General features: G+C 60.8%; 30 protein-coding genes. 18 read left to right on the top strand and 12 right to left on the bottom strand.

Features of this window, described 5'->3' with window-relative positions; all coding sequences use genetic code 11:
• The first annotated feature begins 4 nt into the window (after positions 1 to 4).
• The 4 genes from rpsM to rplQ all read left to right on the top strand — a co-directional run bounded on the left by rpsM (position 5) and on the right by rplQ (position 2,562).
• Complete coding sequence (rpsM, locus tag JL39_RS13455; RefSeq protein WP_037151149.1) at positions 5 to 373, top strand: 30S ribosomal protein S13; 369 nt, start codon at positions 5 to 7, stop codon at positions 371 to 373.
• Positions 374 to 488: 115 nt separating this feature from the next.
• A complete protein-coding gene (gene rpsK / locus JL39_RS13460; RefSeq protein ID WP_007766864.1) occupies positions 489 to 878 on the top strand; it encodes a 30S ribosomal protein S11 in 390 nt (129 codons plus the stop codon).
• A 202-nt stretch (positions 879 to 1,080) separates the two neighbouring features.
• Entirely contained in the window at positions 1,081 to 2,091 is a 1,011-nt protein-coding gene (locus tag JL39_RS13465) for a DNA-directed RNA polymerase subunit alpha (RefSeq protein ID WP_037151252.1), read from the top strand.
• A 45-nt stretch (positions 2,092 to 2,136) separates the two neighbouring features.
• Positions 2,137 to 2,562: a 50S ribosomal protein L17 gene (rplQ, locus tag JL39_RS13470; protein WP_037151152.1), complete on the top strand. Its 426-nt coding sequence runs from the start codon at positions 2,137 to 2,139 to the stop codon at positions 2,560 to 2,562.
• Between the two features lie 257 nt (positions 2,563 to 2,819).
• Here rplQ and msrQ read toward each other — a convergent pair whose 3' ends face one another.
• Both msrQ and msrP read right to left on the bottom strand, forming a co-directional pair.
• Positions 2,820 to 3,461, bottom strand: coding sequence for a protein-methionine-sulfoxide reductase heme-binding subunit MsrQ (gene msrQ / locus JL39_RS13475; protein ID WP_037151159.1), 642 nt, complete (start codon positions 3,459 to 3,461; stop codon positions 2,820 to 2,822).
• Between the two features lie 2 nt (positions 3,462 to 3,463).
• Positions 3,464 to 4,405 carry a protein-methionine-sulfoxide reductase catalytic subunit MsrP gene (gene msrP / locus JL39_RS13480; protein ID WP_037151162.1) on the bottom strand — a complete coding sequence of 314 codons (942 nt, stop codon included), beginning with the start codon at positions 4,403 to 4,405 and terminating at the stop codon, positions 3,464 to 3,466.
• Positions 4,406 to 4,641: 236 nt separating this feature from the next.
• Here msrP and JL39_RS13485 point away from each other — a divergent pair, with 236 nt between their 5' ends.
• Positions 4,642 to 5,034: a DUF4112 domain-containing protein gene (locus JL39_RS13485; RefSeq protein WP_037151164.1), complete on the top strand. Its 393-nt coding sequence runs from the start codon at positions 4,642 to 4,644 to the stop codon at positions 5,032 to 5,034.
• Between the two features lie 145 nt (positions 5,035 to 5,179).
• On the top strand, positions 5,180 to 7,015 hold the full coding sequence (ilvD, locus tag JL39_RS13490) for a dihydroxy-acid dehydratase (protein ID WP_037151166.1): 1,836 nt from the start codon (positions 5,180 to 5,182) through the stop codon (positions 7,013 to 7,015).
• A 12-nt stretch (positions 7,016 to 7,027) separates the two neighbouring features.
• On the opposite strand, the gene JL39_RS30535 is transcribed toward ilvD, so the two are convergent.
• The gene (locus tag JL39_RS30535) at positions 7,028 to 7,471 is read right to left on the bottom strand and encodes an SWIM zinc finger family protein (RefSeq protein WP_052182851.1); all 444 of its coding nucleotides are present in this window, start codon (positions 7,469 to 7,471) and stop codon (positions 7,028 to 7,030) included.
• A gap of 37 nt (positions 7,472 to 7,508) precedes the next feature.
• On the opposite strand from JL39_RS30535, the gene JL39_RS13500 reads away from it, so the two are divergent.
• Positions 7,509 to 7,916, top strand: a complete 408-nt coding sequence (locus tag JL39_RS13500) for a hypothetical protein (RefSeq protein ID WP_037151169.1) — start codon at positions 7,509 to 7,511, stop codon at positions 7,914 to 7,916.
• 9 nt (positions 7,917 to 7,925) lie between these two features.
• Here the strand turns inward: JL39_RS13500 and JL39_RS13505 are convergent, their stop codons facing one another.
• Positions 7,926 to 8,240, bottom strand: coding sequence for a hypothetical protein (locus JL39_RS13505; RefSeq protein ID WP_081952836.1), 315 nt, complete (start codon positions 8,238 to 8,240; stop codon positions 7,926 to 7,928).
• 87 nt (positions 8,241 to 8,327) lie between these two features.
• Positions 8,328 to 8,708: a YkvA family protein gene (locus JL39_RS13510; protein WP_037151171.1), complete on the bottom strand. Its 381-nt coding sequence runs from the start codon at positions 8,706 to 8,708 to the stop codon at positions 8,328 to 8,330.
• A gap of 134 nt (positions 8,709 to 8,842) precedes the next feature.
• Here JL39_RS13510 and JL39_RS13515 point away from each other — a divergent pair, with 134 nt between their 5' ends.
• Positions 8,843 to 10,246, top strand: coding sequence for a DegQ family serine endoprotease (locus JL39_RS13515; protein WP_037151174.1), 1,404 nt, complete (start codon positions 8,843 to 8,845; stop codon positions 10,244 to 10,246).
• A complete protein-coding gene (locus JL39_RS13520) occupies positions 10,243 to 11,559 on the top strand; it encodes a replication-associated recombination protein A (protein WP_037151176.1) in 1,317 nt (438 codons plus the stop codon). The genes JL39_RS13515 and JL39_RS13520 overlap by 4 nt, the downstream gene beginning before the upstream one ends.
• Positions 11,560 to 11,589: 30 nt before the next feature.
• Here the strand turns inward: JL39_RS13520 and JL39_RS13525 are convergent, their stop codons facing one another.
• Positions 11,590 to 11,904, bottom strand: coding sequence for a DUF1883 domain-containing protein (locus tag JL39_RS13525; protein ID WP_037151261.1), 315 nt, complete (start codon positions 11,902 to 11,904; stop codon positions 11,590 to 11,592).
• A gap of 333 nt (positions 11,905 to 12,237) precedes the next feature.
• On the opposite strand from JL39_RS13525, the gene JL39_RS13530 reads away from it, so the two are divergent.
• Positions 12,238 to 13,179, top strand: coding sequence for an alpha/beta fold hydrolase (locus tag JL39_RS13530; RefSeq protein ID WP_037151179.1), 942 nt, complete (start codon positions 12,238 to 12,240; stop codon positions 13,177 to 13,179).
• A 96-nt stretch (positions 13,180 to 13,275) separates the two neighbouring features.
• On the opposite strand, the gene JL39_RS13535 is transcribed toward JL39_RS13530, so the two are convergent.
• A complete protein-coding gene (locus tag JL39_RS13535; RefSeq protein ID WP_037151182.1) occupies positions 13,276 to 14,280 on the bottom strand; it encodes a 2-dehydropantoate 2-reductase in 1,005 nt (334 codons plus the stop codon).
• Positions 14,281 to 14,361: 81 nt separating this feature from the next.
• A complete protein-coding gene (locus JL39_RS13540; RefSeq protein ID WP_037151184.1) occupies positions 14,362 to 14,583 on the bottom strand; it encodes a hypothetical protein in 222 nt (73 codons plus the stop codon).
• A gap of 219 nt (positions 14,584 to 14,802) precedes the next feature.
• Between JL39_RS13540 and ftsZ the strand changes: the two genes are divergently transcribed.
• Complete coding sequence (ftsZ, locus tag JL39_RS13545) at positions 14,803 to 15,828, top strand: cell division protein FtsZ (RefSeq protein WP_037151188.1); 1,026 nt, start codon at positions 14,803 to 14,805, stop codon at positions 15,826 to 15,828.
• 9 nt (positions 15,829 to 15,837) lie between these two features.
• Here the strand turns inward: ftsZ and JL39_RS13550 are convergent, their stop codons facing one another.
• Complete coding sequence (locus JL39_RS13550; protein WP_037151264.1) at positions 15,838 to 16,413, bottom strand: TetR/AcrR family transcriptional regulator; 576 nt, start codon at positions 16,411 to 16,413, stop codon at positions 15,838 to 15,840.
• Positions 16,414 to 16,696: 283 nt separating this feature from the next.
• On the opposite strand from JL39_RS13550, the gene JL39_RS13555 reads away from it, so the two are divergent.
• From JL39_RS13555 to JL39_RS13575, 5 genes are all read left to right on the top strand, one after another.
• Positions 16,697 to 17,647 carry a homocysteine S-methyltransferase family protein gene (locus JL39_RS13555; RefSeq protein ID WP_037151191.1) on the top strand — a complete coding sequence of 317 codons (951 nt, stop codon included), beginning with the start codon at positions 16,697 to 16,699 and terminating at the stop codon, positions 17,645 to 17,647.
• Positions 17,648 to 17,680: 33 nt separating this feature from the next.
• Entirely contained in the window at positions 17,681 to 17,866 is a 186-nt protein-coding gene (locus tag JL39_RS13560; protein ID WP_037151193.1) for a hypothetical protein, read from the top strand.
• Between the two features lie 126 nt (positions 17,867 to 17,992).
• The gene (locus tag JL39_RS13565) at positions 17,993 to 18,778 is read left to right on the top strand and encodes a class I SAM-dependent methyltransferase (RefSeq protein WP_037151196.1); all 786 of its coding nucleotides are present in this window, start codon (positions 17,993 to 17,995) and stop codon (positions 18,776 to 18,778) included.
• Positions 18,779 to 19,060: 282 nt separating this feature from the next.
• A complete protein-coding gene (locus JL39_RS13570; protein WP_037151199.1) occupies positions 19,061 to 19,990 on the top strand; it encodes a HEPN domain-containing protein in 930 nt (309 codons plus the stop codon).
• A gap of 525 nt (positions 19,991 to 20,515) precedes the next feature.
• The gene (locus JL39_RS13575; RefSeq protein ID WP_052182855.1) at positions 20,516 to 21,142 is read left to right on the top strand and encodes an outer membrane protein; all 627 of its coding nucleotides are present in this window, start codon (positions 20,516 to 20,518) and stop codon (positions 21,140 to 21,142) included.
• Between the two features lie 103 nt (positions 21,143 to 21,245).
• Here JL39_RS13575 and JL39_RS31580 read toward each other — a convergent pair whose 3' ends face one another.
• Complete coding sequence (locus JL39_RS31580) at positions 21,246 to 21,938, bottom strand: hypothetical protein (RefSeq protein WP_037151201.1); 693 nt, start codon at positions 21,936 to 21,938, stop codon at positions 21,246 to 21,248.
• A 415-nt stretch (positions 21,939 to 22,353) separates the two neighbouring features.
• Here JL39_RS31580 and JL39_RS31945 point away from each other — a divergent pair, with 415 nt between their 5' ends.
• The gene (locus JL39_RS31945) at positions 22,354 to 22,836 is read left to right on the top strand and encodes a DUF2380 domain-containing protein (protein ID WP_037151271.1); all 483 of its coding nucleotides are present in this window, start codon (positions 22,354 to 22,356) and stop codon (positions 22,834 to 22,836) included.
• Positions 22,837 to 22,973: 137 nt separating this feature from the next.
• Positions 22,974 to 23,405, top strand: coding sequence for an EF-hand domain-containing protein (locus JL39_RS13590; RefSeq protein WP_037151204.1), 432 nt, complete (start codon positions 22,974 to 22,976; stop codon positions 23,403 to 23,405).
• Between the two features lie 386 nt (positions 23,406 to 23,791).
• Here JL39_RS13590 and JL39_RS13595 read toward each other — a convergent pair whose 3' ends face one another.
• Positions 23,792 to 24,490, bottom strand: coding sequence for an RES family NAD+ phosphorylase (locus JL39_RS13595; RefSeq protein WP_037151207.1), 699 nt, complete (start codon positions 24,488 to 24,490; stop codon positions 23,792 to 23,794).
• A complete protein-coding gene (locus tag JL39_RS13600; protein WP_037151210.1) occupies positions 24,484 to 24,897 on the bottom strand; it encodes an MbcA/ParS/Xre antitoxin family protein in 414 nt (137 codons plus the stop codon). The genes JL39_RS13595 and JL39_RS13600 overlap by 7 nt, the downstream gene beginning before the upstream one ends.
• Positions 24,898 to 24,905: the final 8 nt, after the last annotated feature.

Consider the following 24,905-nt stretch of genomic DNA (forward strand, 5'->3'; position numbering starts at 1 on the left):
AGGCGTGGCACGTATCGCTGGCGTCAACATCCCGACTGCGAAGCGCGTTGTCATCGCGCTGACCTACATTCACGGGATCGGCTCGAAATTCGCTCAGGAGATCATGGACAAGGTCGGTCTCCCGGCTGACAAGCGCGTCCATCAGCTGACGGACTCCGAGATCCTTCAGATCCGCGAAACCATCGACCGTGACTATCAGGTCGAGGGTGATCTTCGTCGCGAAACCGCGATGAACATCAAGCGCCTGATGGACCTCGGCTGCTACCGCGGTCTGCGTCATCGTCGCGGCCTGCCGGTCCGCGGTCAGCGCACGCATACCAATGCCCGCACCCGCAAGGGTCCGGCCAAGGCGATCGCCGGTAAGAAGAAGTAATTTTGGGTGGGTGATGGCGGTTGAGTAGGGGTAGCTCTGCTCGCTGCTGGGGTCGCCCACTCCAAGGTGGAGCCGCTGGAATTACGGCGGTGCAGAGATCAACGAAAGGGACAATATGGCCAAGGAAGCCACCCGCGTTCGCCGTCGCGAGCGCAAGAATATTACGTCGGGCGTTGCCCACGTCAATTCTACCTTCAACAACACGATGATCACCATCACCGACGCGCAGGGCAATGCGATTGCCTGGTCGTCGGCCGGTGCGAAGGGTTTCAAGGGTTCGCGCAAGTCGACCCCGTTCGCCGCTCAGATCGCTGCTGAAGACTGCGCCAAGAAGGCGCAGGAGCACGGCATGAAGTCGCTGGAAGTCGAAGTTTGCGGTCCGGGTTCCGGCCGTGAATCGGCTCTGCGCGCGCTGCAGGCTGCCGGCTTCATGATCACCTCGATCCGCGACGTGACCCCGATCCCGCACAATGGTTGCCGCCCGCGCAAGAAGCGCCGCGTCTGATCGTCGGAATTCAGGAGGCTGCCGCAAGGCGGCCTCTGTCGTGAACTCGGGCATGGCCGCCTGATCCTCCCATGGGGGTTCGGCGGCTTTACCCGTATCGCCGATGGCCATCAGTCCCCGATGGGAATGGATGATCCGCTCGGCGCTCCTCATGCTCGGTTACCACGATTGGATGGTGGTAACGAACGGAAGGTATTTGAACATGATCCAGAAGAACTGGCAGGAACTGATCAAGCCGAACAAGGTGGAATTCACCTCTTCCGGCCGTACCAAGGCAACCCTGGTTGCCGAACCGCTTGAGCGCGGCTTTGGCCTGACGCTCGGCAACGCGCTTCGCCGCGTGCTTCTGTCGTCTTTGCGGGGTGCAGCCGTCACCGCCGTGCAGATCGACGGCGTGCTGCACGAGTTCTCCTCCATCCCCGGTGTTCGGGAAGATGTGACGGATATCGTGCTCAACATCAAGGAAATCGCCATCAAGATGGATGGCGACGATGCCAAGCGCATGGTCGTGCGCAAGCAGGGTCCGGGTTCGGTCACCGCTGGCGACATCCAGACGGTTGGCGACATCGAGATCCTGAACCCCGACCACGTGATCTGCACGCTCGATGAGGGGGCGGAGATCCGCATGGAATTCACGGTCAACAACGGCAAGGGCTATGTGCCTGCCGAGCGTAACCGTGCAGAAGACGCGCCGATCGGCCTGATTCCGGTCGACAGCCTGTATTCGCCGGTCAAGAAAGTGTCCTACAAGGTGGAGAACACCCGTGAAGGACAGGTTCTCGATTACGACAAGCTGACGATGACGATCGAGACCGACGGTTCCATTTCCGGCGAGGATGCGGTCGCATTCGCAGCGCGTATCCTTCAGGATCAGCTCGGCGTTTTCGTCAACTTCGACGAGCCGCAGAAGGAAACCGAAGAGGAATCGGTCACCGAACTGGCGTTCAACCCGGCGCTCCTCAAGAAGGTGGACGAACTGGAACTTTCCGTCCGTTCGGCCAACTGCCTGAAGAACGACAACATCGTCTATATCGGCGACCTTATCCAGAAGACCGAGGCGGAAATGCTGCGCACTCCGAATTTCGGTCGCAAGTCGCTGAACGAGATCAAGGAAGTTCTGGCATCCATGGGCCTCCATCTGGGTATGGAAGTTCCCGCCTGGCCGCCGGAAAATATCGAAGACCTCGCCAAGCGCTACGAAGACCAATACTAACTAATCAGACTGCAGGCGAATGCCTGCAAGTGAAGGAGACCAGACATGCGCCACGGAAAAGCCGGCCGCAAGCTCAACCGCACCGCAAGCCATCGCAAGGCAATGTTTGCCAATATGGCTGCTTCGCTCATCACCCATGAGCAGATCGTAACCACGCTCCCGAAGGCGAAGGAAATCCGTCCGATCGTCGAGAAGCTCGTCACCCTCGGCAAGCGCGGTGACCTGCATGCTCGTCGCCAGGCGATCTCGCAGATCCAGGACCAGGATGCCGTTCGCAAGCTGTTCGACTCGATCGCTTCGCGTTACGCCAACCGCAATGGCGGCTACCTGCGTATCATGAAGGCTGGCTTCCGCCAGGGTGACAACGCCGCCATGGCGGTCATCGAGTTCGTCGAGCGTGATGTCGACGCGAAGGGCGCAGCCGACAAGGCTCGCGTTGCCGCCGAAGCGGAAGCTGCCGAAGCCGCTTGAAGATCATCCGCGCCGTCGGATCGGAAAGCCGGGTGGAAGAGCCCGGCTTTTTTGCGTTTGCCTCCCGGCAAGGTCCGGACTGTTTGATTTGGATCAACGACGATTTTCAGGGAATGCGGTCTGCTGACGTCGTTTCCTGTGCGGCTTCGGCCGCTCAAGCTACCTGCGCTTCCTCCCCAAGGGCGCAGAAGGACCGATTTCCCGCGGTCCAACGAAGACCGGGCCTTGTGCCCGGTCTTTCCATATCTTGCCCGATTTCAGCGTGTTGCTTGCGCCATTTTAGGTTTGCCGCGTTTCCAGCTGAGGATCGGCCGGCGTAGCGGGCGATAGGCAATGAGCAGCGCAATCAATGCCACATGGATGAACGGTACGAAGGTGACCGATTTGACCGCAAGGACATAGTGGAATGCGCCGCCGGCGGCGATCAGATAGATGAGCTTGTGGAGCCTGTTCCATCCCTGCTGCAGCTTGCGGATCGACCAGTTGTTGGAGGTGACCGCGAGGGGGATGAGCAGCAGCAGGCAGGCAAAGCCGATCGTGATATAGGGCCGCTTGGCGATGTCGCCTCCGACCGCGCCGAGATCGAGTCTGAGGTCGAGCAGCGCATAGACCGTAAAGTGCATCAGCACGTAATAGAAGGCGAGAAGCCCAAGCGCTCGGCGATAGCGGATCCAGTTGACGCCCAGCAGATCGCGCAACGGGGTAATGGCAAGCGTCGCGATGATGAAGCGAAGCGCCCAGATGCCGAGAAGATGCTCGAACTCCTTGACCGGGTTGAACCCGAGCCCGCCGGTCGCGGCCAGATAGAAATACCAGACAGCCGGGCACAGGCCGATCCCATAGAGCGCCCAGATGCTGGCTGAATGGTAGCGGCGGGGCAGGGCGGGAATACCGACCATGGTCAATAATTCGCCTTCAGGTCCATGCCGGAATAGAGGCTGGCCACCTGGTCCGCGTAGCCGTTGAAGGGCAATGTGGGGCGCCTGGCCGCACCGAAGAAGCCGCCTTCGCCGATCCGCTGTTCCGTCGCCTGGCTCCAGCGCGGGTGATCGACCGCGGGATTGACGTTGGAATAGAAGCCGTATTCGCGGGCATTGGCATTCTTCCACGTGGTTTCGGGCTGTTTTTCTACGAGCGAGATCTTCACGATCGACTTGATGCTCTTGAAGCCGTACTTCCACGGAACGACGAGACGGATCGGTGCGCCGTTCTGGTTCGGCAGCGTTTCCCCGTAGAGACCGACGGCAAGAATGGTCAGCGGATGCCGGGCCTCGTCGAGGCGAAGCCCTTCGATATAGGGCCAGGAAAGCGGCTGGAAAAAGCCGCTTTGCCCCGGCATTTCCTCCGGTCGCACGACCGTTTCGAAGGCCACGTATTTGGCGCTGCCGAGCGGCTCGACCTGATCCAAAAGGGCCGAGAGCGGAAAGCCGATCCACGGTATCACCATGGACCAGCCTTCGACGCAGCGCAGCCGGTAGGTACGCTCCTCAAGCTGCATCTTCATGAGTTCGTCAAGGCCGAACTCTTTCGGCTTGCCGACCATGCCCTCGACCTTGACTGACCACGGTGTCGGCTTGAAGGCTCCGGCATTTTGCGACGGATCTTCCTTGTTGACGCCGAATTCGTAGAAATTGTTGTAGGTGGTCACCGCCTCCTTCGGCGTCAGAGGCTCGTCCACCTTGAAGGCGCTGGGCGAGGCCGTGAGCGGCGCTGCCAGTGCGTTGCCGGAGCCGGCGAGCATCAGTCCCGCGGCCGCCGTCCCCAGGAAGCTGCGGCGCGACATATAGATCTCCCGCGGTGTGATTTCGGACGTGGGAATATGCAGCGGACGATAGGCGGCCATGGCGAAATCTCCTCTGAGGCAAGATGTGCCTCTCCTCTTTATACGTAATGCCGATCGAAAAGGTTTCACAGCGGCGCAAAGATTACCGCAAGCCACGTTTGCGTGAAAAATCGTGTGTCCTCTTGATGGAATAAATCGGCAGGGGGAACTCTACTTCCCTCTACACATTTCTTCGTGGCTGGAATGCTTAACCCTGCCGCAGGCGTGGGGATGCGGCAGGAATATGGAATGAATGGATGGATAAACGTTTTGCAGATCCGATCGAGAAGGTTGAGGCGTTGCGGCGCCTGCGCCGTCTTGCGGCGATCGCGCGGCTGATGGATACGGCGGTGCGAATTCCGGGCACCGGCATCCGGTTCGGCGCAGATTCGGTTTTCGGCCTGATTCCGGTCATAGGCGATGCGGGCGGTGCTCTGGTCGGCCTTTACATCGTCAATGAAGCCCGCCGGCTCGGTCTGCCGTCGGCAAAGCTGGTGCCGATGCTTGGCAATATCGCCGTCGACTCCGTTCTCGGCAGCGTCCCGTTGGCAGGCGACGTCTTCGACCTGTTCTTCAAATCTCACCGGCGGAACCTGCAGATCATCCTTGACCATTTTGGTGTTCATCCGGACGAGTTGCGTGAGCGATAGCTGTTCAACCGTACCGCTTTGACCTGTCGTGATAGTGACACCCTCTGCCGTTTGCGGTAGGAAGGCCGCAAAACAAGGGCTTTTTGCGCGGCCTCCGAGAAAGCGGTAGACTGTTGCAGGCCCGAAGGACATCGAGGACGACACCATGCCTGCTTATCGCTCCAGAACCACGACCCATGGCCGCAACATGGCCGGCGCACGCGGACTGTGGCGTGCCACCGGCATGAAGGACGGTGATTTCGGAAAGCCGATCATCGCCGTCGTCAATTCGTTTACGCAGTTCGTGCCCGGCCACGTGCATCTGAAGGATCTCGGCCAGCTTGTCGCCCGCGAGATCGAAGCGGCCGGCGGCGTCGCCAAGGAGTTCAACACGATCGCGGTCGACGACGGCATTGCCATGGGCCATGACGGCATGCTCTATTCGCTGCCCTCGCGCGAGATCATCGCCGATAGCGTCGAGTATATGGTCAATGCCCATTGCGCCGATGCCATGGTCTGCATCTCCAATTGCGACAAGATCACTCCCGGCATGCTGAATGCGGCGATGCGGCTCAACATTCCGGCCGTCTTCGTCTCCGGTGGCCCGATGGAGGCCGGCAAGGTCGTCCTGCACGGAAAGAAGGTTGCACTCGACCTGGTTGACGCCATGGTCGCGGCCGCCGACGATCAGGTTTCCGACGAGGACGTCAAGGTCATCGAGCGCTCCGCTTGTCCGACCTGCGGCTCGTGCTCGGGCATGTTTACCGCCAATTCGATGAACTGTCTGACGGAAGCGCTCGGCCTGTCGCTGCCCGGCAACGGGTCGACGCTCGCCACCCATGCCGCCCGCAGGCGGCTGTTTGTCGAGGCCGGCCACCTGATCGTCGATCTCGCCCGCCGCTATTACGAGCAGGAGGACGAAAGCGTCCTGCCGCGTTCGATCGCCACCAAGCAGGCTTTCGAAAACGCCATGGCGCTCGATATTGCCATGGGCGGCTCCACCAATACCGTGCTGCACATCCTGGCGGCGGCCTATGAGGGCGGCGTCGATTTCACCATGGACGATATCGATCGCCTGTCGCGCAGGGTCCCGTGCCTCTCCAAGGTCGCGCCGGCCAAGAGCGACGTGCACATGGAGGACGTCCACCGCGCCGGCGGCATCATGCGCATTCTCGGCGAGCTCGATCGCGGCGGCCTGATCAACCGCGATTGCTACACGGTGCACGAGGCGACGCTTGGCGATGCCATCGACCGCTGGGACATCACCCGGACCAATTCCGAGACCGTGCGCGAATTCTTCAAGGCGGCGCCCGGCGGCGTGCCGACCCAGGTCGCCTTCAGCCAGTCGTCGCGTTGGGACGAACTCGACATCGACGGCGAGAAGGGCATCATTCGCTCGGTCGACCACCCATTCTCCAAGGATGGCGGTCTTGCCGTGCTCTACGGCAATATCGCGCTCGACGGCTGCATCGTGAAGACTGCCGGCGTTGACGAATCCATCCTGAAGTTTTCCGGCCCCGCCGTCGTCTTCGAAAGCCAGGACGCCGCCGTGAAGGGCATCCTCAACAATGAGGTCAAGGCCGGCGATGTCGTCGTCATCCGCTACGAGGGTCCGAAAGGCGGGCCGGGCATGCAAGAAATGCTCTATCCGACCAGCTATCTGAAATCGAAGGGCCTCGGCAAGGCCTGCGCGCTCATCACCGATGGCCGCTTCTCCGGCGGCACGTCGGGCCTGTCGATCGGCCATGCCTCGCCGGAAGCGGCCCAGGGCGGCGCAATCGGCCTGGTGCGCCAGGGCGATACGATCGAGATCGACATCCCGAACCGCACGATCAACCTGAAGGTCTCCGATGCCGAACTGGCTGAGCGTCGCGCTGAGCAGGACAAGCTCGGCTGGAAGCCGGAAAAGCCCCGCAAGCGCAACGTCACGACAGCCCTGAAGGCCTACGCAGCCTTCGCCGCCAGTGCCGACAAGGGCGCGGTGAGGATTTTGCCGGAATAGACGCGGCGGCGATTACTCCCGTTCCTCTTCGGAAGCTAGAATGGAATTCGTCAGTTCCTCGTCATCACCGAGATGTTGGGCAATGATGTCGATGAGTTCGGCCTTGGTCATGCGTCGAAGCTGTCGCTTTAGGGCCTCGAACTTGTCCCGGCGCGCGATATAAACGGCGCTCGGGCGATAGGTATCCCGGGTATGGACCGTCGCCGCGAATGCGGTCGCAGCCATATGCTTGCAGGGGCCGAAGTCGGAAAAGGCGGGGCAGGTACATTGGCCGGTCAACTGGCTGTCCTTCATGACGAGCTCGACCCTGTACAGTCTCGTTCCGGCGCAGCGCGAGGTGACCTTGTCTGCCTGGAACGAGATGATCTCGACCAGGCCCTCCTCGAAATAGGCCTTGCCGCGATCGATATACCGCTGATCGAAGAGAGTGCTTATATGATGTTGCTGCAGTTTCATGCGCTGGACTCGCGAGCACTGTTGGTTGGGAGATATCATGGCGGGTAGAAAAGGCATATGGGTGCGAAGTCCCGACCGACCCGTAAAGCCCGAAGCCGCCGAAAAGCGGCGGATCGACGCGGCATGTGAAGACTTTATCGACACTTTTTTGAAGCCGCGTTTCCTGCCGGAGATCAGGCCGACGCAATGGAACTATGTCGTCGACATTGCCGGCCGCTGGTCGGGCGGCCGCTACCGGTTCGTGCAGCGCTATCGCTCGGGCATGCAGCACAACAAGGGCGAAGAGTTCGACGCGCCTTTCGCGAGGCTCGATCGTATGGGGCCAGATCGCTTTGACCTGCATTGGTACAGGCATACGGGTCAGTGGTGGAAGCGCCATGAGGGATTGACCCTGTCGGAGGCATTACGCGCTCTTAAAGAGGACGGCCTGCTTAACCCACCGTAACGGTTTTGTTCAAAGCGGCCGGTTAAGGTTATTATAAACCTCATCGAACTGCTTTAACCGCTCCTGATATGCAGCGCGGATGCAATCCGCATCCCCGCCGCAGGCATGGCGCCTTTTCAGCCACTCCACCTGTTCGTCCTGCATCGCGCCCCTCGATCCCATCGCAAGAAGGCCCGAAAGCAGCTCGAAAGTGGTCACCATTTTCACGTCGTCATCGTTGAGCGCGCGTGTATCGCAGATGACCTTTTCGTCCGCGGCTAGGTCCGGACGATCGCAATCGAAACTCGCGGCGGAAGCATTCCGGGGGAGCGTCGGGAGTGCCATTGCGAACAGAAATCCGCTCAATGCGACTGTTGTGACGATATGTTTCATGCCAGCTTATCCTCGATTTCGATGCGCGGAGCCGGCAGGTCAGATCAGCCTTTGGAGGCTCCAAAGGAGCAAGATGAGGCAGAACAGCCAGATGGCAAGGATGAAGGCGAGACCGCCACGACTGACGGGGCACTCCACCCGGTGGGCCGCCTTCACACGGAACTCCGCCATCAGTTCTTCGGGAACCAACCGGATTGCCAGCAGGATGCCGACTGGCACGATCAGCAGGTCGTCGAGATAGCCGAGCACTGGGACGAAGTCCGGGATGAGGTCGATCGGCGAAAGCGCATAAGCTGCCACCGCGCCCGCGACGAGCTTGGCACGGAGCGGAACGCGCTCGTCGCGGGCAGCAAGCCACAGCGCCACGATGTCGCGCTTCAGGCTTTTCGCCCAGCCCTTCGCCTTTGCCACAAATCCCATAGCTTACTCCCCGTATCGCACCTATATAGCACGGTGATCCTGATGGTTTTCGCCGTAGTTTCCGCGGTTCCGCCACCTTTCCTTTCTAGCGTCCCGCGCTACAAATCGTTCCGGATTTAGCAAAGAGGAATCATATGCTGAGCGTGCTGAAACGCGTGTCGACAGGTCTTCTCGCCCTCACTCTCGTAATGCCCGTCACGGCCCTTGGCCAGGAGCAGAAGACGGTACCGCAGAGCCGGCAGGAGATGCAGCTCTCCTTTGCGCCGCTGGTCAAGCAGACGGCGGGCGCGGTCGTGAATGTCTATGCCGAGCGCGTCGTGCAGCGACTCAATCCATTTGCGGGTGATCCCTTCTTCGAGCAGTTCTTCGGCCAGCGCATGCCGAACCGCACGGAAAAGCAGTCTTCGCTGGGGTCTGGCGTCATCCTTTCGCAAGATGGATTGGTGGTCACCAACAATCATGTCGTCCAGGGCGCTGATGACATCAAGATCGCGTTGGCCGACGGCCGCGAATTCCCCTGCGATGTCGTCTTGAAGGATGAAAGCGTCGACCTCGCGGTGCTGCGGATCAAGGCGAAAGAGCATTTTCCGGTCCTGACCATCGGCGATTCTGACCGCGTCGAAGTAGGCGACCTGGTGCTCGCGATCGGCAACCCGTTCGGTGTCGGTCAGACGGTGACAAGCGGCATCGTCTCCGCACTTGCCCGCAATCAGGTAACCACCGGGGATTTCGGTTTCTTCATCCAGACCGACGCATCGATCAACCCTGGCAATTCCGGCGGTGCGCTGATGAATATGAATGGCGAGCTGATCGGCATCAATACCGCGATCTTCTCACGCGGCGGCGGTTCGAACGGTGTTGGTTTTGCCATTCCGGCGAACCTGGTAAAGGTATTCCTGGCTGCGGCTGCCGAAGGCAGGACGACATTCGAACGGCCGTATGTCGGGGCGACGTTCGATGCGGTGACCTCCGACGTTGCCGAGGCCCTGGGCCTCAAGGCTGCCCGTGGCGCGCTGGTCGTCCGGGTGGTCGAAGGCGGGCCTGCCGACAGGGCTGGGCTGAAGCCGGGGGAAGTGGTGACGGCGGTCAACGGCGTCCAGGTCGAGCACCCGGATGCGCTCGGTTACCGCCTGACGACTGCGGGTCTCGGCAAGCAGGCCGCCCTGACGGTCCAGACGAGCGACGGCGAACGGCAGATCGATCTTGCGCTCAACACGGCGCCGGAGACGATCCCCAGGGATGAGCGGCTGCTCGAAGGTCGCAATCCGTTTGCCGGCCTGAGAGTTGCCAATCTTTCGCCGAGGCTTGCAACGGAACTGCATATCCCGGCGGAAAAGGCGGGCGTGGTGGTGACGGATGTGATGCGCGGCTCTCCGGCCGCCCGCTACGGCTTTGCGCCGAGGGATATTGTCATCTCTCTGAACGGCACGACCGTCACGACGACGAAGGCACTGGAAACCATGCTGGATGATGATCCGGGTTTCTGGCGGGTCGAGATTGAACGCGACGGACAGCGTATAAGGCAATTTTTTCGATGAGCAGTGATCTCTTCGCGCCAAAGGTTCCGGAAGAGGTCGCCAACCGGCGGCCGCTCGCCGATCGGCTGCGCCCGAAGACGCTCGCCGACGTCACCGGCCAGCCGCATCTGACCGGCGAGGACGGCGTTCTGCGGCGCATGATCGCTTCCGGTTCGCTCGGATCGATGATCTTCTGGGGACCGCCCGGCACCGGCAAGACCACGGTGGCGCGGCTCCTGTCGGGCGAAGCGGGGCTTGCCTTCGAGCAGATCTCGGCGATCTTTTCCGGCGTCGCGGACCTGAAGAAGGTCTTCGAGGCAGCTCGCATGCGCCGCATGGACGGCCGCCAGACGCTGCTTTTCGTCGATGAGATCCACCGCTTCAACCGCGCCCAGCAGGACAGCTTTCTGCCGGTCATGGAGGACGGGACGGTCATCCTGGTCGGTGCGACGACCGAAAATCCGAGCTTCGAACTCAATGCCGCACTTCTGTCCCGCGCCCGGGTGCTCACCTTCCGCTCGCATGACGAGGAGAGCCTGGAAGAGCTGTTGAAGCGTGCCGAGCATGCCGAGGGCAAGCCGCTGCCGCTTGATGGCGATGCACGCGCGAGCTTGATCCGCATGGCGGATGGCGACGGACGCGCCGTGCTGACGCTTGCCGAAGAAGTCTGGCGTGCGGCGAGGGAAGGGGAAATCTTCGATACGGCAGGTCTCACGGAGATCGTCCAACGCCGCGCGCCGGTGTACGACAAGGCGCAGGACGGCCATTACAATCTCATCTCCGCGCTGCACAAGTCGGTGCGCGGTTCCGATCCGGATGCGGCGCTGTATTACCTTGCGCGCATGTTCGATGCCGGGGAGGATCCTCTTTATCTCGGCCGGCGGCTGGTGCGCATGGCGGTGGAGGATATCGGGCTTGCCGATCCGCAGGCGCTCGTCATCGCCAACGCCGCCAAGGATGCTTACGATTATCTCGGATCACCCGAGGGTGAGCTGGCATTCGCCGAGGCCTGCGTCTATCTGGCGACCGCGCCGAAATCGAATGCGGTTTACACCGCTTTCAAGGCAGCGACACGGGCCGCCAAGGAAAACGGCTCGCTTCTGCCGCCGAAGCACATTCTCAACGCACCGACCAAGTTGATGAAGGGCGAGGGCTACGGCGAAGGCTATCGCTATGACCATGACGAGCCGGACGCCTTCTCCGGTCAGGATTATTTCCCCGAAAAGATGGGGCGGAAGACCTTCTATGATCCGCCGGAACGCGGTTTCGAGCGTGAGATCAGGAAGCGGCTCGACTGGTGGGTCAAGCTGCGAAAGGAGCGGAACGCGGAATAGGGGTGCGCGCACGGCCGCGGCTTGGAACGCTCACGATGCCTGCTTCTGGCTCAGTGCATTGGCGGGGGCGGCAATCAGCTTGACGGAGGATTCCGCAAGTCCGTTATGGCCTTCCATATCGACGATCAGATGCCAATGGCCGTTTTCCGGAATGACCAGCCGGATCGGTGACCGCTTGGCGACGCCGCCGACATATTTGAAATCGAGCCGTTCGGTGAAGCGCTGGAAATTGGTGGCCGTCATCAGGCGCACGTTGTTGACCGCACTCAGCGTCACCTCGATCGTCGTGCCCGCGCGCTGCGGTTTCAGATCGTAGTGGGTAAAGCGGAAATTCGGGGCGGCCATCCCTGCCTCATTCATGCCTGCATCGAAGTTCATTAATGCTAGCGGTACGTCGTTAACGAATGGTGGAACCTTACGGTTACCTGAGGGTTAGTTCCTGTGAACTTCGAATTCTGCGCTGGCACGAAAGAGGTGCTGTGCCGGAGTTCAATCAGGCGGCTTTCGTCCCCTGCAGCCGCCGAGCAATAATAATATTTGACCTCCTGACTTGATATCCCGCCGTCTCTCGCGGCGGGATTTTTCTTTCGTGAAAAGAATTTTTGGATGGCTTTGTCGGCCTTACTCCCGGTTCACCGTCCTTGGGGCATCACGAACCGATCCTTTGAGGAGGAAGTCATGCCAATCAGAATGTTTGCGACCCTTATCGCTGTCGCTGCTGCATCGATGATTCCCGCTATTGCCATAGCGCAGGAATCCAAGCCTGCCGCGCCCCAGGCCATTGTCGTTGAGCCATCGAAGAAAGGACATATCGAGGCAGGCGGCATCAGCTACTATTACGAGGTCCGTGGCGAGGGAGAACCGCTGCTGCTGCTGCATGGCGGTCTTGGCTCGATCGACATGTTTGCGCCGATCATGCCGGCGCTCACCGAACACCGGCAGGTGATCGGCGTCGACCTTCAGGGTCATGGCCGCACGCCTCTGGGCAAGCGGCCGATCACGCTGGAAGCGATCGGCGCCGATATGGGCAAGATTGTCTCAGAACTCGGCTACAGCCGGGTCGATGTGCTGGGCTATTCCATGGGCGGTGGTGTCGCTCTGCAAATGGCGGCACAGGCGCCGGAGAAGGTGCGGCGGCTCGTCATCGCTTCGGCTCCCTTCGCCAAAAACGGTTTCTTTCCGGAAATGATCCCGCAGCAGGAATCTGTCAGCGCCGCAATGGCCGAGATGATGAAGAACACGCCGATGTTCCTCTCCTACAAGGCCGTGGCGCCGGACGTTTCGGAGTTCCCGCGGCTGCTCGACGCCATGGGTGACCTGATGCGTCGCGACTACGACTTTTCGGAAGCGGTTGCCAAGCTGACCATGCCGGTCATGCTGGTCTATGGCGACAGCGACATGATCCGTCCCGAACATATCGTCGAGTTCTACCAGAAACTTGGCGGCGGGTTGAAGGACGCCGGCTGGATGCGCGAGAACATGTCGAAGAACCGGCTGGCGATACTGCCCGATCTCACCCACTACGAGGCCTTCGCATCTCCGGTTATGGTTCCGACCGTGCTGCCCTTCCTGGATGGCAAGAGCAATGCGCCGAACTGGGCGGAACAGGTGAAAAAGTGAAGATCCTCATCGGAACCAATGCCGGTTGGAAATCGGCATTGGTTATTCTTCAAATGCTTACACCAATTTCCTTATCCTAAATTAGAGGAGGTTGATTCATTTTTTGAGGTTTTCGCGATCGAGCTGGACGGTGAGCGCCAGCACGGTCTCGCAGGTCGGAGTTGGAACGCCTGCGAGCTTACCGAGCGCGACCACCATGCCGGTGAGAGGCACGATTTCCAGCGGCTTGCCGGCGATGAGGTCCTGAAGCATTGAAGTCCGGACCGGGCCGAACCCTCCCGACCGCCCCAATTCCTCCTGAACGCCACTGCTGAAGACCGCGCCGAGAGCTTCGCCGACTGCCTTGGTTTCCGCCATGACCTTGCCGATCTGTTCGACCAGCGGCGGATTTTCCATGATGGAGTTCATAAGGCCGCGGGTGAGCGCGCTGATCGGGTTGTAGGCGGCATTGCCCATCAGCTTCGTCCAGATCGCATCGCGGATGCGCTGGGTCGGGATGATGGTGAGGCCTGCGCGGCCGAAGAGGTCGGCAATCGTCACGAGGTCCCTGGAAAGATCGCCGGAGGGCTCTCCGAGGAAGAAGCGGCCGTCGCCGTTGAGCCGGACGGTGCCGGGCGCGATCACTTCTGCGCCCTGATAGGCGACACAGCCGAGCACCCGCTCCGGCCCGACGAGCCGCCAGAGCTCGCCGTCCGGATCGAGCTCGGGAAGCTGGCGTTCCGCATGACCGCTTTCCTCGTCCCGGTGAAAATACCACCACGGAATGCCGTTGAGAATCATGATCACGCGCGTGCCGTCCTTGGTCAGGCCGGCAAGGCCTTCCGCCGCTTCGGCAAGCTGATGGCCCTTGAGACCGGTAATGACGAGGTCCTGCTTGGGCAGCTCCGAAGGATCGCTGGTGGCGGCGACCCGCACATGAAGCGGTGGGGCGTCGCTGCCGCCCTTCGCAACGGTCAAACCCTTTTCACGGATGGCCGCCAGATGCGCGCCGCGTGCCACGACGGACACGTTCACCTCTTCACCGAGCCCGCTTGCGATCCTTGCAGCAAACGCTCCACCAAGCGCGCCCGCGCCGTAGATGCAAATATTCCTGATCGTCATGACCTTCCTCGTCTGCGCTTTGTGCAATGCGGTAGACTTAGGCCATCCGGCGCTATGAGGCGAACGAGTTTTTGTGATGAATCAATGGCGGGCACGGTTGCCTGGCACGAGCTCCGCACGGCGCAGCTCATCGATGGCGGCGACCGCGGCCTCGGCGGACCATCCGGCACGCAGCGCAGCGGCAACCATCTTGACTTCAGCTTCTTCTTCAAGCGCCAGGAAAAGCGGCTCGAGTGCCTCCTGCGCCGTGAGGATGTGGTCATCCGGCGATGCGACGGACGTGGATGCGGCAGACGTGGGCATGGGACGCAGTGCTCCTCTCTCTTTTTTGATCGATTCTTTACAATTGTGGTGCCCGAAAAAAGTTCCTCGCTACTTGTGGAAAATCTCGCCTGCCGATCCACACCCGCGCGGAGCTTGTTCTTTCGCCAAGCCTCTGCCTTCTTGCGCAGCTAAAATACAAACTGATTCGGGGGCCGATGGGGCGACCCCGCCGGCACAGCCGATGCCAAGGAGATTGCGATGACGGACGGCAATAGACACCAGATTACCGAAATGCGGCCGAAGATCACCGTGATCGGCGTTGGCGGCGGCGGCGGCAACGCCATCAACAACATGATTGCCGAAAACCTGGAAGGCGTCGATTTCATCGCCGCCAATACGGATGCGCAGGTGCTCGCGACATCGAAGGCCTCGCGCCGCATCCAGCTCGGAGCGCATGTGACGGAAGGCCTCGGTGCCGGTTCGCTGCCGGAGATCGGCCGCGCGGCGGCAGAGGAATCGATCGACGAGATCATGGACCATCTTTCCGGCTCGCACATGTGCTTCGTGACCGCAGGCATGGGCGGTGGCACGGGAACGGGTGCTGCGCCGATCATCGCCCAGGCTGCCCGCAACGCCGGCATCCTGACGGTCGGCGTGGTGACGAAGCCCTTCACCTTCGAGGGCAACCGCCGCATGAAGACGGCCGAAACCGGCATCGAGGAGCTGCGCCGGGCGGCCGATACCGTGATCGTCATTCCGAACCAGAACCTCTTCCGCATCGCCGACGCAAAAACCACGTTCGCCGACGCCTTCATGACCGCTGACCGGGTTCTGTTTTCCGGTGTCGGCTGCATTACCGACCTGATCGTCAAGGAAGGTTTGATCAACCTCGATTTCGCCGACGTGAAATCGGTGATGAAGGGCATGGGACGGGCGATGATGGGCACCGGCGAAGCTTCCGGCGACCAGCGGGCGCTGACCGCCGCGGAGGCGGCGATCGCCAATCCGCTGCTCGACGAGATTTCCATGAAGGGCGCCAGAGGCGTGCTGATCTCGATCTCCGGCGGCTCCGACATGACGCTGTTCGAGGTGGACGAGGCGGCAAGCCGCATCCGCGACGAGGTCATGGATGATGCCGATATCGTCGTCGGCGCGATCTTCGACCGCAATCTCGACGGCAAGTTCCGCGTCTCGGTCGTGGCGACCGGCCTCGACGGCGGCGAGATCGCGGCCGCCCCGGAGGTTCCGGCCGGCACGCAGGCGGCCTACCGCACCCTGCAATAGGCGGCCCGGCTAACTCGAAAACAGCAGCTTGATGTAGGAGCGGTAGGCCAGAATCTGCCGCTCCATTTGCGCCGGATCCTTGAGCGCCTTCGACATGATGATCGAGCCGTCAAAGATGCAGGAGAGCATGTTCGCCACGTCTTCGAGGTTGACCGGATCGCGTGGTGGATAAACGGCGACGATCTCTTCGATATAGCCGAGGAAACGGGCGTTCCAGGCCTTGACCGAATTGGCGTTCGTTTCATGGATGTCGCGATCGAAGAGCCGTTCCTGATAGCAGATCGAGGCGATGAGGCAGCCCGGATGCCCGCCCGGCAGGTCGCGTGCCAGTTCGCTGAGCAGCTTTAGTCCCAGCAGGAAAGCTTGCAGCGGGTCGTCGTTGAGTTCGCGCGCGCGGCCGAAAATCTCGTCGAAAATCCGGTCGTTTTCGGCCACGTAGCGGCGCAGCATTTCGCGCGCCAGCTCGTTCTTGTCCCGGAAATGGTAGAAGAAACCGCTCTTGGTGATACCGGCTTCGGCAATGACTTCCTCGATCGAAGTCGCGGCAAAACCTTTGGCAAGGACCGCGGCCTGGGCGATCTCCATGATGCGGTCACGGGTCGCAGCTCCCTTGCGCGTGTCCCGTGGTTCAGAAAACTTGACCACCGGTACAGTTTCTCCCCGTCCTGAAACGGGTTCCTCAAGCATCTCTTCTCTCGGAGACATGCTAACCTCCCGATATCGCTTGGCATTTCCGAAATATCGCGCGGCTGTACCACGCGCTCACTAGAGCAGATGCCCGTTCTTCTGCGAAAAATCGGCCATTCCCCGGGAGGCCAGGAGCAATATTCGGCCGCCCATGATCTTCTTTTACCACAGGAGACGGACAATGGCCAAATATCGCCATAACCTGCCGCAGCTAAAAAGCGGCGATTTCCTTACCGATGGCGGTCTTGAAACGACACTTGTCTTTCATCGCGGCATCGATCTTCCGGCATTCGCCGCCTTTCCACTTCTGGATGACAGAAAGGGCCGTGAGGAACTGACGGAATACTATGAGACTTATCTTGCGATCGCCCGCGAGCGAGGCCTCGGCTTCATCCTCGATACGCCCACCTGGCGGGCGAATGCCGACTGGGGACCGCAGCTCGGCTACGATATCGAGACGCTCCGAGAGATCAACATCCGCTCGGTCGACTTCATCGCGGAACTGCGCAAGGCCTGGGAAAAGCCGGGCGCCCCGGTCGTCCTGAACGGTGTCATCGGTCCGCGCGGCGATGGCTACAGGGACGGCAACATGGACCCGCTGGCGGCCGAGGACTATCACGCCTTCCAGGCGGAGGCCTTTGCCGCAAGCCAGGCGGACATGATCTCGGCGATTACGATGAACAATATCGGCGAGGCGGTCGGTATCACCCGCGCCGCGAAACGCGTCGGAATGCCCTGTGTCGTCTCCTTCACCGTGGAGACGGACGGCAGGCTCGTCAACGGCAAGACGCTGCAGGCGGCGATCGAGGAGACGGACGCGGCAACTGACGGATATGCGGCCTATTACATGGTCAACTGCGCCCATCCGAGCCATTTCGAAGATGCGCTTTCCCGCGGTGAAGCCTGGGTGAAGCGGATCGCCGGCATCCGCGCCAACGCGTCGGTGAAAAGCCATCAGGAGCTCGATGAAGCGCCGGAACTCGACATCGGCGATCCGCTTGACCTCGGTGCCCGCTACCGGACGCTTCGGAAGAATTATCCGGGAATGCGGGTGCTCGGAGGCTGCTGCGGCACGGATCACCGGCATCTCCAGGCGATATGCGACGCCTGCCTTCCGGCCGCGGCGGCCTGAAGGGGAGGGGCGCCGATGTTGAGGAGAGGTTTAATGGCGGCAATCTTCGGTGTTTCCGGCCGCTGGCTGAATCCGCCCTATGACACGGATGCCACCGATGGTGAGCACGCCCGGGCAAAACTCCGCAACCGCTTCCTGTTTGACGAGCATCTTCTTCGCGATATCGGCTTCCGCGAAGAGGTCTCCAGATTCCACCGCAGCCGCCGTCCGGGTTTTTAGGCCCGCCGAGCCGTTTCGACCAGCACCTTCCGGAGGTTTTGCCTTCGGAAGGTGTTTTCGTCTTTTCATTGTCATCGACCGCGGATATAGCTCGCCGCCCATTTCATCAGCGCGAGGAGCACGAGCATGGACGCGAAAACTGTCGCTGCCCACTGGGAAGGCAATGCCGAGACCTGGACGATCTATTCGCGGGCAGGCCACGACAAGTACCGGGATGCGCTAAACACGCCGGCCTTTCTGGAAATGCTGCCGCCGGTCGCAGGCCTGAAGGGGCTCGATCTCGGCTGCGGGGAGGGGACGAACACCCGCGCCGTCGCAAGGCTCGGCGCAAGGATGACCGGCCTCGACATTGCGCCGACCTTTCTGCGTTACGGTCGCGAGACCGAGGAGCAGGATCCACTCGGTATCGATTATGTGCTCGGCGACGGCCAGACGATCGGTTTTCCGGATGCAAGTTTCGATTTCGTCACCGCCTTCATGTCGATGATGGACATGGCCGACCAGCAGGGTGTGCTGAAGGAGGTGGCGCGGGTGCTCAAACCCGGCGGATTCCTGCAGTTTTCGATCCTGCATCCCTGTTTCGTGCCGCCGACACGCAGGAATATCCGCGACGAACGGGGCGAGGCGGTGGCCGTTCAGGTGGCCGATTACTTCGACGAGACCGAGGGACGCATAGAGCGCTGGCTGTTTTCTGACATTCCGGCCGAGGAGCGGGCGAGGCTGACGCCATTTTCGATCCCCCGCTTCCACCGCACGCTGTCAACCTGGGTATCGATGATCGTCGGCGCCGGGCTTGTCATCGAGGCCTTTGGCGAGCCGATGGCCTCAGAGGAGGTGGCGGCGGCCGAACCGATTGTGGCCGACACCCGCGTCGCGCCAATCTTCCTGCATATCCGTGCAGTCAGGCCGTAGGACGAAGATGAGCCTTCCTTTAGAGACTCATCGAGCCTACTATTTTGTCTTCGGCCACTGTTTTCCATCTTTCTTTCTCGATTGGTCTCATCGGAATTTCGGCTCCGGTGAATGTGGGACATTTTGCGGGCGACATGGCTCTCGCGACGGTCAAAGCCCGCGTTGATCGGCTGCCTACCGCTCTTCTGACCTTGACGGCGGGGATAGTCCGAGGTGAATGTTGAATGCCAATCGGATCCGAGCGCGTAAGTTGCAGCTACGAGTGAAGGTGCGACGCAGACCATGGACACGGGTGTTTTGGTGACGGACAACAATGACGGCCTCGGCCATCTTCCGGAGCGCAAGCAGCGGGAGCTTTCGCGCGCCTTGAAAATCATCTTCGAGGAATTCGAGGCGGCGCAGCAGTCGAAGCTTTCCGAAAAGAAGAAAGCCGGACGGATATTGAAAGTCATCCTCTTTGGTTCGCACGCCCGCGGCGACTGGGTGGACGATCGCAAGAGCGGTTACCGCTCCGACTACGACATTCTCGTTGTCGTCAACCTGAAGAGCGTCGGGGAAGACAATGATCTCTGGCACGACGTGTCCGATCATTTCCTGCGCGAATTGACGATCACCAAGGAAATCGAGACGCCGGTCAACATCATCGTTCACACGCTGCAGGACGTGAACGACCAGCTGGCACGCGGACGGCCGTTTTTTATCGACATCATCCGCGACGGCATCATGCTCTACGAGAAGGAAGGCCATCCATTCGTGGCACCGAAGCCGCTCAGCGAAGAAGTCGCGAGGAAGGAGGCTGAGGGTTATTTCGAGCAGTGGTTCAAGCTTTCTAACCAAGCCCTTGAAGTGGCTGAACTTGCGCTCGCCAAGGATATATGGCGACATGGCTCCTTTATGCTGCATCAGGCGACGGAAGAAGCGTATCACTGCGTCCTGCTCGTCCTTACCCTCTACTCGCCAAAGTCGCATCGCCTGAAATTCCTACGCTCTTCGGCCGAGCGGATCGACCCGCGCCTGATCGAGGCATGGCCACGAGATACCAAATTCGCGCGTCGTTCTTTCGAGCGGCTCGATCGGGCCTACGTCGATGCAAGGTATTCGCCGCATTATGAAATCACGGAGGAAGAACTTCGCTGGCTGATCGAACGCATAAAGGTTCTGCAGTCGCTCGTCCGGATAAGCTGCGAAGAGCGCCTCGTAAAAATGCCGTAGCGTGCGCCGAGAAAGTGCGCGCGGGGGCGAGATTTGCTACGGCAAGATTGACACGTTGCAAAGCGAAGCATGTGACGTTTCGTGACGTGTCCGCCAAGCGGCATGAGATGTCGCATTCCCTGACACGAGCCGATACCGACCGGGCCTCTTTGATCCCCCACCATAACTTTGTAATCCAAGCACCCACGTCAGCTTAACGGCGGAGCCTGTCAGCGCAGGCGAAATTCCAGCTGCCGCGAGCTTATGCTTCCGATAGCCGCTGGTAGTGCCTTCCCCGGCCCGTCAGAAAGGGTGTGAGGCGTGCTCGCGCAATCGTTACTCTCGCAGTTTCGCTTGCCTGCTCCAACTGGGGCTCCGGTTAAGGAAGTGTTTATAGATTCATGAAAATGAGAGGGAGCCGCCGTTGATGCGGCGTCGCTGTACGGGAAGTCTGAGGACGGGCGGGACGGCCGCGCAGCGCTTGTAACCTGAGTAAATTTGCTTGCGCTTTTTGATCCGCAGGCGCTGTACGGAGTAAAGCATACCATGAACGCGAAGCCCTTCGCCCTGGCGTTGATCGCCGCATTTTCCACCACGCCCGTCTGGGCTGCCGACCTGACGTCCTATTCCGAACCGCCGGCCTATAACGAGCCGGCCACGCCGTCCTCCGGCTGGGGCGGTGCCTATGTCGGCGGCGATCTCGGCATGTCGTCCCGCAAGCTCAACCCCTTCGACGGCGACAAGGGCCTGGTTCTCGGCGTCCATGGCGGCTACAACATGGACCTGGATTCCGGCGTCATCGGCGGCGAAATCGAGGCTTCCCATCTGGGCAACGTAAAAAGTCGCGTTCCGGGCGGCAATATCAAGGAACAGGGCCGCGTGGCCGCGAAGGCCAAGGCCGGTGTCGGCATCAACCAGACGCTCGTCTATGGCACCGCAGGCGTCGCGCTCACCAGCTTTGGCGATCATCGGGGCACCGATGGTCCCGATGGCTGGAAGCCGGGCTGGATCGTGGGCGCCGGCGTCGAGCAGAAGCTTTCCGACAATCTTTCGGCCCGGTTCGAGTACAATTATACCATGACCAACGATGTCCGCAGCACCACCGGCGGCGTCAGCTCGAAGACCGACGTGCGCGACCAGGTGCTCAAGGCCGGCGTGAACTACCGGTTCTGAGCCGAGGCCTTCGGTCCCGGTCCGGATCGAAGGCAGATTTCGGGGATTGAAGATGACGGCGCTGCATGCCTGAACGGGGATGCAGCGCCGCTGGTTTTGTGGATCAGTCCTCGATGACTGTTTCGGCGGCCGCTTGGACGGTCATATCCTCGCGGACCTCGTCAATCTTGCCGACCGCAGGGCCGACGCCCAGAACATCCTGCGCCCACGACAATGTTTCGTCACTCACCGGCGCACCGGAAAAATCTTCCAGCGCATCGCGCAGCGCCAGTTCGCCAAGCGCGGGGTCCGTCACGGCCGGATCTATGCCGTTGGCGAGCTCATATTCCGCATAGGCCGTCACATAGGCTGAAAGCGAGGCCATGCGCGGATCGCTGGTGTTGAGATAGGCGTGATAGTTCCGCTGCAGCGAGTTGAGACCGGCGAGCGTGGATGCTGCCGGCTTCGATGTCGGCACGGGCACCGTTTTCGAAGCCTGACGGGGCGTGTCCTTCCTGACCCGTTCCTTGCCGGAACCGCGATCGGCGGATGCCGAGCGGCTTTTGACCGAATTGCTGCGGTCCGAGGCATTGTCACGGCCTCCGCCGTGGCCACGATCGCCCCCATGGCCACCACCATTGCCACCACCGTTTCCGCCGCCATTGCCGCCGCCATTGCCGCCACCGTTTCCACCGCCACCGCCGTCACCGCCTTTGGCGAATGCGATGTCGGCAAATCCGGCCACACCTCCGCCGACGGAAGCTGCCACGAGCCCCATGGCCACGATGCCGTTCTTCAGGAAGTTCTTCAGCTTCATCGCTTTCCTCCACACGCTCCTTGCGAAAACGAATCGACGCTCATCGCTTCGCGCCTCCATTCCGTTACGTAAGTCTGGCGCAGCGGTCGGGACAAATCCATGGGCATGGGACCAAATATCCAGATCTCGGGACCAAGGTCGGGCCCCGGGAGGACTTTGGTCTGATGGGAGAGGGGTTTTGCCAAGCCTCTCTCATCAAAAGGAAGGTCGGCGGCGGTGTCCGGAGACTGTCTTCGCAGGGAGGCGCTCAGGCTGTTGCCGAGCCTGCTGCCCGCCCGATCGCTTCCCGTTCGCTGCACGCATGACGAGACGGCATGTTCGCGTTATAATTCCGGCTGCCATTTTCCGGCCGGAGGAGAAAATGCGACACCTGCCCATGCCAAGTTCGTATCTTCCTGCATGTTGCGCGCTTCTGATGGCGTCCGCTGGTATCGTCGGAGGTGCTGCATCCGGTTTCGCCGATGCCGCGGAACCGGTCACTCTGGCGACATCCGGTTTCGATTTCAGGGACACGTCCGGAGAAGCCAGGGACCAGCGTGCCGAGCACGCGAAGCGGCTGAAGGTGCTGGGAACTGCGCTGCAGGAAGGTCTCTCCACCAGCGCGAGGATGAATGTTGTCCCGCTGACCTGTGGGGGCGGCAAATGCACGGCAAGAACCGCCGGACTGGAAGCGCTATCCGTCCAGGCCAGAGAAGCCGGGGCAAGATACCTGCTGGTCGGAGAGGTTCAGAAAATGAGTACGCTGGTCGGCGGGGTGAAATTCGCGGTGCTCGACCTGGTCAGCAACAAGCCGACCTGCGACCGGTTTCTGAGCTACCGGGGCGATACCGATGAGGCCTGGCGGCGCGCCGGGGCATTTGCGGCACAGGACATCGAAAAACGCTGCCTGCCGGAGTAGGGGTGGGGCATGCAGTCGCCGGCGGGATTGTTTTAAGCCGCGCCCATTGCCAACGCTCTTGCCGTGCCTTCCGGATTGACCGCGATGACCTTGAGATCGGCCTTGAAGGGACCAAGCCAAGCCAAAGGAGAAACGAGATGAGAACGACAACAATTCCAGCCGCGGTCCTGCTGGCCGCGGCAATCGCCGTCGGAAGTGCAGGCTTCGCCCTCGCGCAGACAAGCGGAGCGGATCCGCATCATCCGGCGGACTCGTCGCAGGCGGCCTCGCCCTCGGGAACAGAGGGCGTGACCGGACAGGGGCAGGGGACGCTGGGCTCCGACATGATGCCGGGCGGAATGATGGGGCGGGGCATGATGATGCAGCCCGGCATGATGGGGGGCATGCCGCCGATGGGCATGCGCGGGCAGATGATGAAGATCATGTTCGCAATCGCCGACACCGACGGGGACGGTGCCCTGTCCTTCGAGGAGGTGACGGCGGTCCACAAGCGGATTTTCGACAGCGTTGATGCGAACAAGGACGGCAAGGTAACGCCCGAGGAGATGCAGGCGTTCTGGCGGCAATAAGTGCCGCACCGGCGACTGCGGGATCGGCGACCCGCAACGCCGCTACGATCTCGGTTGTTCTGGCCGGTGTTGATTGCCGCTGAGAACTGACCTGTCGCAGCCCAATATTTCCATTGAGAATTCTCGGTGGAAATGCCGGGTCAGTTCTCAGTGGCAATCAACAGTCCCAGGTTTCTCATTGAGGTTGAGACTGCGAGCGGTGCGACTTTTGATGCGGCGTTTACCTATTACGCTTTATGGCAGACTCCTAATTTAACTCCCGAACAACAGCCTAAATGAGGGCAAGAAGAGATAACTTTCCCTGCGTGTGTTCAACTCGCGCTCTAACGGTTAGTGATCGAGTGCAGGTATCACGGTATTGTGGAACAAGCGCCACAAGCCACCAGCTAAGTGACTGCAAGTACCGCTCCAGTGTCGTATTGACGCACGAAATCTACCCGAGTACCGTTCCAGTGATAGCAGTAGTGCCGCCCTTGGACGGGAACAGGGATGGTATCCGGCCAGAAGATGCCGATACAGCGTTGACCAGGCTTTCGAACGCTGTTCCACAGGAGGCCATCGCTTCCAGCCGCCCGAAGTCTACGTCCCTCAACTTGCGAAGCGGTGTAATCGTCCGGATGCAGAACCTCAGGCACCGCGTTCACGTCGTCAAGTGCCCGGTCAACGCTGCCCACCAGGACACGAAAGTCCGATGTCCATCCTGGAGGCTGGGGCGTCGAACTCATGAATTTCTGTTGGTGATGGATTGTCTCGGCCAGCGCGACGTCTTCACTCTCGCCTGCATAGTAGATGCCATAGCTTCCATCCGTGAAGCGTCCTGGCCGCCCTGTTGAGCAATGGACGAATGGGGCCATTACGTAACTCGCGCCGGGGCCAGAAACGCGACGGTTGGCGGGCACCTTGCCTAGATCGCCTACTTCAAAACGAATCCGCGGATTGGTTTTTGCCTCGACGGCAGCAAGGGCCTCCCAGTCGCGGGGATCGGCGATGTCCTCGAACAAATCGATGGGTGGGTAGATCGATCGAATGATGCGGTAGGTCTTTGGCCAGCGCACATGGGAACGGACAGCAAGGCCACTTACCAAGCGCTGCGCTCCGCATCGAGCCATTCACGCATCACGGCAAGATCAGAAAGCTCGCCTTGCAGCATCACGTCCAGCGCCGACTTGCCGCCAAAGGCCGTATTTGGCGCTTTGATCCACTCATATCCCCTTGTCGGATCCTTAAACAGATGTCGCACCCCCTTATGGATACCCATCAGGTGAGCCATCCGCATTTTCAGGTCTCGATCAATACGTCCGACGCTGCCTTCTTTCCAACGTGCCCACGTTCGAGCTGACAAACCGCCAAGCAAGGTGCAAGCCTGCGCGTCTGTGAGCTTCCAGGCGTTGAAGAGGTTCACGGTGGTACGAGCAAGCGCCCCTGCTTCCTCATCGGTGATTTCCGTTGAGGTTCGGTTGAAGGGAGTTGAAGCAATGGGTTGAAGTTGCATGGCATCCT

It is taken from the genome of Rhizobium sp. YS-1r (assembly GCF_000757525.1).
GTDB classification, from domain to species: Bacteria; Pseudomonadota; Alphaproteobacteria; order Rhizobiales; family Rhizobiaceae; genus Neorhizobium; species Neorhizobium petrolearium.